The following is a 10,685-nucleotide window of genomic DNA, read 5'->3' on the forward strand; positions in this document are numbered from 1 at the left end:
TTACCACATTCCTTTTTCAGGCTATGTCTATTTCCCAGCCACTCCGACAGCCCTCAAATAACCCGTCCGGCAGTTGTCCCAGAGTGATTTGTCGGGCCTGCTGCCAGATGGCGAATTCGTTGAGTGCCAACGTGAGACCTTTTTCAAGCGTTGCACTGACTTTAACGCCCGCTTCCAGATACAACGCAATGACTTCCAGCACGCCTGTTTTGCGGTGCATTTTCGCGTCCATCCGTCCGACCAACCGCCCCTTATGCAGCAGCGGTAAGACGAAATAGCCGAACTGGCGTTTCGGCGCGGGCGTGTAACATTCGAGGCGATAGGTAAAATCAAACAGCTGTTCTGCGCGTTTACGATCCCAGACCACCGGGTCGAACGGCGACAATACGGCGCTGTGCGTCGCGGTCAGCTTATCGGCCTGAGCCTGCGGCAGAAGTGGGAGGAGATCGGCATGGAGCCACATTTCCCCCAGCGTTTCGACCTCGACGCGCACGACGCGTTGGTTTTCCTGCCAGCGTTTAAGCAGCGGTTTCAGCGCCGGCTGACGCAGACGATAGTAATCCGCCAGCCACTGCGGGCGAAAAATCCCCAGGCTACGGGCACTGTTTTCCAGCATGATCGCTTCGGCAGCGGCCTGGTCCAGCAGATCGCGTTCGTCGTCCCAGTGCGGCATCACCCGGTGGGTGAGATCGTACACGCGCTGAAAATTGCGTCGCTCCACCACCATGACTTTTCCCGAGGTAAACAGCCCCTCAAGATGACGCTTATGCGGTTTCCACTCCCACCAGCCGCTCGTGCCTTTACGCGGATGTTCGAAATCGGCAGAACGCACCGGGCCGTTGTCCTGAATATGCGCAATCAGCCGGTCGATTTCGTCGGCATTTTCATGCATCCATTCCTTCCGATACTTCCAGCCCATGTTCTCCGGCGAGAGCATCCGATGGCGCACCAGCCCGAAATCGGTGCGCGGCAGAAAACAGGCTTCATGCGCCCAGTATTCCATCAGATCGCCCCGGCTTAGCGCATCATCCAGCCACTGAGCCGGATAATTCCCAAGGCGGCTAAAAAGCACCAGATAGGGACTGCGGGCAACAATATTAATGGTGTCGATTTGCAGCAGGGACATGCGCTGGATTGCAGAGAGAATATCGGCAGGCTGTGCGCGACGGCGGGGCTTTTTCAGTAGACCTTGCGCGGCAAGATGCAAATGGCGGGCGGCGCTAAGTGAGAGTTGCGGTAGTGACATGCGTTTTCCTGTAAGTCATCGCGCTACCAGAACCACATTCGACTTAGCGCACCAGCGCTATCAGTTCCTGGAGCAGGCGTTCTGGCTGTTCGCCGCTGAGCTGTGCATCAACGGGCAGATACCACCAGTTGGCTTTGGCAAAGGCGCGGCATTTAACGGCGTCTTTTTCGGTCATGATCAGATTCTGGTGAGGAGTCGCCAGAGGTTCAACGCTCTCCAGCGTCAGCGCCTGATGGTCGGCGAGAGGAATTCGATTTTCAAGCTTTGCCCCGCCGCTTTCCAGGGTGGCAAAAAAACGCGGAGGATGACCGATACCGGCCATAGCGACCAGACAAGGCAACGCGGTAATGTCCCGCTGTTCACCGGTCAGCAGATTGACTGCCTGTCCGGGCTTTAAGGCCATCGGGATTTCGCCAGCCTGTGCTTCGCCGCCGTTCACAATAACGGCATCGACGGAGCGCAGACGAGACGCACGTTCGCGCATTGGCCCGGCAGGTAACCACCAGCCGTTGCCGAAACGACGCTCACCGTCAATCACCACGATCTCTTTGTCTCGCGCAAGGGCGTAATGCTGTAAGCCGTCGTCGGTGATGATAATTTGCAGCGGATGTTCGGCCAGCAATGCCTGAACGGCTTCGCTGCGATTAGGAGAGACAGCGACAGGCGCGCCGGTACGCTGAAAGATCAATACCGGTTCGTCTCCGGCCTGTGCCGTGGTGGTCTGAGAGGTCAGGAGCAGTGGATACTGCTCGGCTTTTCCACCGTAACCCCGTGAGACCACGCCGACACGCACACCCCGTTTTGTCAGCTGTTCCACCAGCCAGATCACAACGGGCGTTTTACCGTTGCCGCCGGCGGTAAGATTCCCGACGACCACAACCGGCACCGGTGCTCGCCAGGCTTTTTTCAGCCCCAGGCGATAGCACAAACGGATGATGCCGCTCACCAGGCCGTATAGCCAGGAGAGCGGCAACAGCAGTAGCCAGAGAGGTGATTCCCCGGACCAGATGCGTGCAATCATGCGCCAAACTGCATTTTATGAAGCTGAGCGTAAACGCCGCGATGCTCAATGAGATCCGCATGACTTCCGCGTTCAACGATCACACCGTCTTCCACAACCACGATTTCATCCGCCTGCTCGATAGTCGACAGACGGTGCGCAATCACCAGCGAGGTACGGTTTTTCTGCAGTTCATCCAGTGCCGACTGAATGGCGCGTTCAGACTCGGTATCGAGTGCAGAAGTGGCTTCGTCGAGGATAAGAATCGGGCTGTCACGCAGCAGCGCACGGGCAATCGCGATACGCTGGCGCTGGCCACCGGAGAGGAGCACGCCGTTTTCGCCGATCACGGTATCAAGACCGTTATCCATCTTATTGATGAAGTCCATCGCGTAGGCCATACGCGCGGCGTTTTCGATGGCTTCACGGCTGTACTCTTCGGTACGGGCGTAAGCAATGTTGTTGGCGACCGTATCGTTGAACAGATGAACGTTCTGCGAGACGAGCGCGACCTGATTACGCAGCGACTGCAGGGTATATTCCCGCAGATCGTGACCATCGAGGAGAATTTCGCCCTCGTCGATGTCGTAGAAACGGGTCATCAGGCTGGCAATGGTCGATTTACCTGAACCAGAGCGACCCACCAGTGCAACCGTTTTACCGGCCGGAATGTTCAGGTTGATATTACGCAGCGCAGGCGTTTCGCGGCCTGGATAAGTAAAGGTCACATTACGGAATTCAACGTCACCGTTGGCGCGATCGATCACGCGTTTGCCTTCGTCTTTTTCCTGTTCCGTATCCAGAATGCTAAACAGCGTCTGGCAGGCGGCCATACCGCGCTGGAACTGGGCGTTGACGTTCGTCAGAGATTTCAGCGGACGCATCAGTGCAATCATCGACGAGAAGACCACGGTGATAGTACCTGCGGTTAAGGTCTCCATGACGCTTGGGAAGCTCGCGGCATACAGTACAAATGCCAGTGCCAGAGAGGCAATCAGCTGAATGATCGGATCGGAGATGGAAGAGGCCGAAACCATTTTCATCCCTTGCAGACGCATTTTGTTGCTGACCTTATCAAAGCGCTTGGTTTCGACATTCTGACCGCCAAAAATAAGCACTTCTTTGTGGCCTTTCAGCATCTGCTCTGCGCTGGTGGTCACCTGCCCCATGGTGTTCTGCATGTTTTTACTGATGTTGCGGAAACGCTTGGAGACGACGCGGATAGCGATCGAGACAATTGGCGCCAGCACGATGAGAATGATCGACAGCTGCCAGCTGTAGTAGAACATCATGATAAACAGGCCGATGATCGATGCGCCTTCACGCACTACGGTAATCAGTGCGCTGGACGATGACGACGCAACCTGCTCAGAATCGTAGGTGATGCGCGACAGCAAGGTCCCGGTGGACTGCTTGTCAAAGAAGGAGACCGGCATGCCCATCATATGGCTGAACAATCGACGGCGCATGGTCATGACCACTTTTCCCGATACCCAGGAAATACAGTAGCTGGAGATATAGCTGGTGACGCCGCGTAAGATCATCAGTCCGATAACCACCAGAGGCATCCATAGCAACACTGAGCGATCCGTTTTACCAAAACCGTCGTCCAGTAACGGTTTGAGGAGCGATAGCATGAAGGTATCACTTGCTGCGTTGAGGATTAACGCGACACCCGCCACGATCAGACCTGTTTTAAAGGGTGCAATCATCGGCCAGAGTCGGCGGAAGGTCTGCCACGTGGAGAGATCTTTGTCGTTATGCATTCAAAAAACCAGCATTTGTTGAAATAGCCGCATATTCTACCCGTTATCGACGGGCGCGCCAAACCACTGATGATACCAACGAGGTAAAATTTGATCTCGTAAGCGTCGGATTTGCCAGCCATGTGGCGAAAAACGTACCGATATTTGCCCAGATTGCGGTGTATCGAGCCAAGAATAGCCCTCCTTTCTGTAGCGTCGAACGACTTTTGCTGACGGAAAATGCCATGCGTTATAGCGTGCCGCAGAGGCCAAAGCGACTTTCCCTTCCACGCGCTGAATGAGCGTCTGTGATGAAGAGGTATTACTCCCATGATGCGGCACCTGGATAAGTGTAGACGTTAGATATTGCCAACGATGACTTAACATCAGTTGCTCGGCTTTTGCCTCAATGTCGCCGGTGAGTAATACGCTGTGCTCACCGTCGTCAATTTTCACAACGCACGAGCGGTTATTTCCCTGCACCTGATACCCTTTCGGCGGCCAGTGCGCCGTAAAGATCAGGCCCTGCCACTGCCATTGCTCGCCACGAAAACAGGGCTGATGTCCGCCCCAGCCGAGTGGACTTCTTATCCATATTGACGGCCATGCTTTTTGGAGAGAGTGTAATCCGCCAATATGGTCCATGTGTTCATGACTGATAATCACCCCTTCTAGCGTCAGATGGTGCCAGCGCAGCCAGGGGATAATTTGCTGTTGTGCACTGTCGCCCCCCGGCCAGGCTAAGCCGGTATCATACAAAATCGCCCTTCCCTGTCGCTCAACTACCATGGCCAGTCCCTGACCGATATCCAGGATATGCACCGTCCAGCCCTCGGTTTTCTGAGAGCGCCACAAGGGAAACGTCAGCAATACGCTTATTGCAAGACAGACTGCGGGGACTGACCGCCAGGCACGTAAACGCCATGCCATCACGGTAATCCACGGGAGGCAGGTGACGGCGAGCCAGCGCTCATCAATATCAATCCAGCCGTCCGGTAATTTTTTTAGCAATCCAAAAAGCAGATCCAGCGATTGATCAGCCAGAAACCAGACCTTGATTTCCAATACATTCAACGCACAAAGATGCAGCAACATTCCGGCCAGGATCAAGGGGACGGATATGAACGTGACCAGCGGTACGGCAAAGAGATTCGCGATTACAGAAGAAAGACTCATGCCATGAAAAATGCTGACCTGAAGCGGCAGTAGTAAAAACAGCATCCCAAGTTGCAAATGCAACAGTGCTGGCAGAGGTTTTAACCACCGCGGAAGTTGCCATTTTGGCAGGGGCAGCCACTGATACCAGAAAATAAGGGTTGCAACGGCGAAGGCGGAGAGTGCCAGGCTTTGTGAAAGTACGGCCAATGGATCGATAAACAGGATGGCCGCGACACAACATAACCAGACCTGCCACGGTGACCATTGCCGTCCACTCAGACGCAGCAATGCCAGCACGGTAAGAGAGACGACAGTCCGTAACGCTGGCGGCTGCATTCCTGTAAGCCAGGCATAAAACGCCGCGAAGCAGACTCCGGAAAGTAATGGTGTGCGCCAGTTAATCCAGTGGCATGGGAGTAAAAATTGAAGTCCACGAACGATGAGCCAGACAATTGATGCCGCAAGCGCAATGTGCAGACCCGAGATCGCCATCAGGTGCAAAGTCCCGGTCTCACGCATCAATTTTTTCACGTCTTGTGAGATTGACAGGCGCTCCCCCATTCCCAACCCAAGAATGACAGAACCCCAGGTATAGGGTGAGAGCGTTGAGGTAAGAGATGCGAGATAGCGGGACCGCAGGCTACACGTGGTATCAATCGCCTCGGCATGAGTGAAGCGACCGGTCAGAGGCTGATGCGAAGCAAGCGCATAGCGCTGCGAATCAAAACCGCCTTCGTTAAGCTCGCCATGCACCGCGCGAAGACGCAGCGTCACCGCCCAGCGTTGTCCTGCACAGACCGCCTGCGGCAAGTAATTTCCGTATAGCGTAACACCTGTCGTCGAAAACCAGGGCTTGCCGCCAAGGCTGACAATCCTGGCCTGATGGGTGGTGGCGCCATCTGTACCTGTGATGACGATTTCTGCCCGCTGTGGCCCGGCCGTCAGGTTTTGCATCGGCCATACGCACTCCAGCGCCGCCAAGACTCCCCAGGCAAAAAATACCAGCCATAGCCCCGCATACCGCAGATAAACCAGACGTTGCAGTGCCAGTAAGATGCCAACTGCAATGCACACCCAGACGACTGGCAAACCGGGGAGCGAAGGCAGCCAAAGTAATGGCAAGATAGCTGAAATTAAACATGCACTGATGACTGGAATACCCACACACACCTCCCTGTTTAGGGACAGTTTGCTGTATGGAGTTGGGCGAGTCAGGCAGGAAAATACGCGGTTGCAGCCATTGCCGAAGAGAATTTTTCAGGTTGCAGAAACAGCCATGCTGAGTTGCAGCGCTGCTTCAGTTTTTTAAAATTAGATAAGAAAAAAGCACCCGAAGGTGCTTTCTTTTGAAAACCCAGTTCGCCCGAAGGCTAAAACTCAGTTTCCGTAAATATTGGCGCGATCGCGCAGTTCTTTACCCGGCTTAAAGTGCGGAACGTATTTGCCTTCCAGGTCGACTTTATCGCCAGTCTTCGGGTTACGCCCGGTTCGTGGAGCACGATAATGCAGAGAGAAACTACCGAAACCGCGGATTTCAATGCGCTCGCCTTGTGCAAGAGTCGAGGCCATATGCTCTAGCATCTCTTTCACTGCATCTTCCACTGCTTTTGCGGGGATGTGCGATTGTTGGCTGGCAAGTCTTTCAATCAATTCTGACTTGGTCATGATTCCTCCGGTTCCTTCAAACCAATTAGCTGAACAGCTTATTAAACAAGGGCGGCCGTAGCCGCCCTTTGTTATTGATTACAGAACGAATCCTGCAATCTGTCAAGTCTGCTCGTCATCCTTCGAGCGGTCACTGCGTTAACTTCGCCTGTTCCACCCCAGTCATTTACTTAAGTAAGTGGCTGGGGCTCTCAGGCTCATTGCCTTGTTACCGCCCAAACGATTTAGAGAACTTGAATTACTCGCCTTTAGCTGCTTTGAAAGCTTCAGCCATTGCGTTGTTAGAGAAACCTGCATCTTCCTGTTTGTTAACAGTTGCGATTGCATCTTTCTCATCAGCTTCGTCTTTAGCACGAACAGACAGGCTGATTGCACGGTTCTTACGGTCAACACCGGTGAATTTAGCTTCAACGTCGTCGCCAACGCTCAGAACCAGAGTTGCATCTTCAACGCGGTCACGTGAAGCTTCAGAAGCGCGCAGGTAACCTTCAACGCCGTCAGCCAGTTCTACGGTTGCGCCTTTAGCGTCAACTGCAGTCACTTTACCGTTTACGATTGCGCCTTTCTTGTTCAGTGCAACCCAGTTGTTGAACGGATCTTCTGCGAGCTGTTTAACGCCCAGAGAGATACGCTCACGTTCTGCGTCAACCTGCAGAACAACTGCAGCGATTTCGTCGCCTTTTTTGTATTCACGTACTGCTTCTTCGCCTGCAACGTTCCAGGAGATGTCAGACAGGTGAACCAGGCCGTCGATGCCGCCGTCCAGGCCGATGAAGATACCGAAGTCAGTGATAGACTTGATTTTACCTTCAACACGGTCGCCCTTGTTGTGGGTTTCCGCGAACTGCTGCCATGGGTTGTTTTTGCACTGTTTCAGGCCCAGGGAGATACGACGACGTTCTTCGTCGATATCCAGAACCATCACTTCCACTACATCACCAACGTTAACAACTTTGGATGGGTGGATGTTTTTGTTGGTCCAGTCCATTTCGGAAACGTGCACCAGGCCTTCAACGCCTTCTTCGATTTCAACGAAGCAGCCGTAGTCGGTCAGGTTGGTAACGCGACCAGTCAGTTTAGTACCTTCTGGGTAACGTTTAGCGATAGCGACCCATGGATCTTCGCCCAGCTGTTTCAGGCCCAGGGATACACGAGTGCGCTCGCGGTCGAACTTCAGCACTTTAACAGTGATTTCGTCGCCAACGTTCACGATTTCGCTTGGGTGTTTAACGCGTTTCCACGCCATGTCGGTGATGTGCAGCAGGCCATCAACGCCACCCAGATCAACGAATGCACCGTAGTCAGTGAGGTTCTTAACGATACCTTTAACTTCCATGCCTTCCTGCAGGTTTTCCAGCAGCTGATCGCGCTCTGCGCTGTTCTCGGATTCGATAACGGCACGACGAGAAACAACAACGTTGTTACGCTTCTGGTCCAGCTTGATTACTTTGAACTCAAGCTCTTTGCCTTCCAGGTGCAGCGTGTCGCGAACCGGACGAACGTCTACCAGAGAACCTGGCAGGAACGCGCGAATACCGTTCAGCTCAACAGTGAAGCCACCTTTAACTTTGCCGTTGATAACACCGACTACAGTTTCAGCTTCTTCGTAAGCTTTTTCCAGCGTGATCCAAGCTTCGTGACGTTTAGCTTTCTCACGGGACAGCAGAGTTTCACCGAAGCCGTCTTCTACTGCATCCAGTGCAACGTCAACTTCGTCACCAACCTGGATTTCCAGCTCGCCCTGGGCGTTTTTGAACTGCTCTGCCGGAATGGCAGACTCAGATTTCAGACCGGCGTCAACCAGTACGATATCTTTGTCGATAGCAACAACAACACCACGAACGATGGAACCCGGACGGGTTTCGATTGTTTTTAAGGATTCTTCAAATAGTTGAGCAAAAGATTCAGTCATGTTTAATCTTCAGGTTAATATAACGTCCACCTGGCTCCATGCCGGATGGGGTTGTTTCACATACCCACCGTCAATCCATTGCAGCGGGGCACTACGAATCTGTCGCGATTAAGCGAGTGCCAATTTCTGGCGCGCGTATTGTAACGCTTTTTCAATCACTTGCTCAATAGTTAATCGGGTAGAATCGAGCACTAAGGCATCGTCTGCCGGAACAAGTGGCGCTACAGCACGATTACGATCGCGGTCATCGCGCTCTTTTATCTCGGATAAAAGGCGATCAAAGTTAACACTAAAGCCCTTTTCCTGCAACTGAAGCATACGACGTTGCGCACGTTCTTCCGAGGAAGCGTCAAGGAAAATTTTCACCGGCGCATCAGGAAACACCACCGTTCCCATGTCACGACCATCCGCAATCAGGCCCGGCGCTTCACGGAAGGCTCGCTGACGACGTAAGAGCGCTTCACGAACACGCGGGAACGCCGCCACCTGCGAAGCCGCATTTGCCACTTCCTGGGTGCGGATTTCACCGCTCACGTCTTCCCCTTCAAGGATGACTTCAAGGTTGCCGTTGGTGGACACAAAGCGGACATCAAGGTGCGCAGCCAGAGGCACCAGGGCCTCTTCAGAAGCCATGTCCACATGATGATGCAACGCCGCTAACGCCAGTACGCGATAGATCGCGCCCGAATCTAAAAGATGCCATTGCAATGCTTCCGCCATCGCTTTGCACAAGGTGCCTTTACCCGCACCGCTTGGCCCATCAATGGTAATTACCGGGGCAATTGCTGTCATCGTTCTCTCCTTCATTAAAGGCGTCAGTTACATAAACGCCGCGCATTATACGCGCCATTGCCCGCAACCGTTAATGTTGCTTGCAAATAACGGAATGTTTGAAGGTGAGTGTAGAAGAAATAGGCATCAAAGGACGGACTGGCGTAAAACCAGCCCGTAAGTCATAGCGTTACTTCTTATCTGCCGCAATACGATCGCGGATATGCTGCGCACGTTCTGTCGATGGCGGATGAGAATCAAACAGGGATTTTGCGTGGGCGCTGTCGAGGGCAGCCAGTTTATCGAAACTGCTGGCTAAACCCGCGGTGCTGATTTTACGTTTTTTGAGCAAATCGTAAGAGAAATCATCTGCCTCAGACTCCTGACTGCGCGAGAATGCAGAATTTATCGCCCCTTCCGCAATATCACCTAACTGAGACTGCGTGAGCTGAGACGCCACCCCGCTGGTTGCCGAAACAGCATCGCGAGCGGCAACAGTCGCATAGGCCGTCTGCATCGCTTTACGGGAATGGCCCAGCGCCACATGCCCCAGCTCATGGCCTAACACCCCTTCGACCTCGTTGTCCGTCATCATATCCATCAGACTACTGTACACACGAACGCAGCCATTGGCCATTGCCCAGGCGTTGATGTCGCTGGTCAAATAGACCTTATAGTTAACCGGTGTGCCGTTAATAGTGTTCCCTAGCGCCTTCGCTATTTTATTGATGCGCTTAGTATATTTGCTTGAGGCGCCTGCAATCTCATTTTGGCTGTCCAGTTCTTTACAGCCGCCGTTGGCGATGGCTTTGGCATCGGCGTCAGAGAGCGTCGCGGCTTTATAGGCTGACATACCGGCGCTCGCGATCCCGTTAGGATCGACGCCATTCATATTTTTACAGCCAGCAAGAAGCGTAGCGGCAATGGCCAGAGATAAAAGCAGCTTACGATTTTTCATATCTATCTTCCGTTGATTAACATATTGAAAAATTATGGGTTAACCCACAACGTTCACGGGAAGATAGCACTCCACGATGTCATGAAAAAAGTTTGAAACGGGACGTAAAAAACCACCTGCATAGCAGGTGGCATTGATAACGCCCCATAGGGGCGTACTAAGTCCAGACTCTGAGAGCCTTCCCTTCACACCTCTTTTAGTGGAAGCTGGCTCTCTTCAACTTCATGCTT

The 10,685-nt window shown here is 53.3% G+C and carries 8 protein-coding genes; all 8 read right to left on the minus strand.

The window, feature by feature from the left end; translation table 11 throughout:
- Positions 1–16: 16 nt before the first annotated feature.
- The 8 genes from F153LOC_RS21140 to F153LOC_RS21175 all read right to left on the minus strand — a co-directional run bounded on the left by F153LOC_RS21140 (position 17) and on the right by F153LOC_RS21175 (position 10,455).
- Positions 17–1,246 carry a winged helix-turn-helix domain-containing protein gene (locus F153LOC_RS21140; RefSeq protein WP_102105756.1) on the minus strand — a complete coding sequence of 410 codons (1,230 nt, stop codon included), beginning with the start codon at positions 1,244–1,246 and terminating at the stop codon, positions 17–19.
- Between the two features lie 43 nt (positions 1,247–1,289).
- Positions 1,290–2,267: a tetraacyldisaccharide 4'-kinase gene (gene lpxK, locus F153LOC_RS21145; protein WP_102105755.1), complete on the minus strand. Its 978-nt coding sequence runs from the start codon at positions 2,265–2,267 to the stop codon at positions 1,290–1,292.
- Positions 2,264–4,012, minus strand: coding sequence for a lipid A ABC transporter ATP-binding protein/permease MsbA (msbA, locus tag F153LOC_RS21150; RefSeq protein ID WP_102105754.1), 1,749 nt, complete (start codon positions 4,010–4,012; stop codon positions 2,264–2,266). The genes lpxK and msbA overlap by 4 nt, the downstream gene beginning before the upstream one ends.
- 36 nt (positions 4,013–4,048) lie before the next feature.
- Entirely contained in the window at positions 4,049–6,313 is a 2,265-nt protein-coding gene (locus F153LOC_RS21155) for a ComEC family protein (RefSeq protein WP_102105753.1), read from the minus strand.
- A 213-nt stretch (positions 6,314–6,526) separates the two neighbouring features.
- Positions 6,527–6,814: an integration host factor subunit beta gene (ihfB, locus tag F153LOC_RS21160; RefSeq protein WP_012016828.1), complete on the minus strand. Its 288-nt coding sequence runs from the start codon at positions 6,812–6,814 to the stop codon at positions 6,527–6,529.
- A 238-nt stretch (positions 6,815–7,052) separates the two neighbouring features.
- Complete coding sequence (rpsA, locus tag F153LOC_RS21165; protein WP_100776997.1) at positions 7,053–8,726, minus strand: 30S ribosomal protein S1; 1,674 nt, start codon at positions 8,724–8,726, stop codon at positions 7,053–7,055.
- Between the two features lie 108 nt (positions 8,727–8,834).
- Positions 8,835–9,518 carry a (d)CMP kinase gene (gene cmk / locus F153LOC_RS21170; RefSeq protein WP_100776998.1) on the minus strand — a complete coding sequence of 228 codons (684 nt, stop codon included), beginning with the start codon at positions 9,516–9,518 and terminating at the stop codon, positions 8,835–8,837.
- Positions 9,519–9,687: 169 nt separating this feature from the next.
- Entirely contained in the window at positions 9,688–10,455 is a 768-nt protein-coding gene (locus F153LOC_RS21175; protein WP_100776999.1) for a M48 family metallopeptidase, read from the minus strand.
- Between the last annotated feature and the right edge of the window lie 230 nt (positions 10,456–10,685).

This window comes from Lelliottia sp. F153 (genome assembly GCF_002870005.1).
In the GTDB taxonomy this organism is placed as follows: Bacteria; Pseudomonadota; Gammaproteobacteria; order Enterobacterales; family Enterobacteriaceae; genus Enterobacter; species Enterobacter nimipressuralis.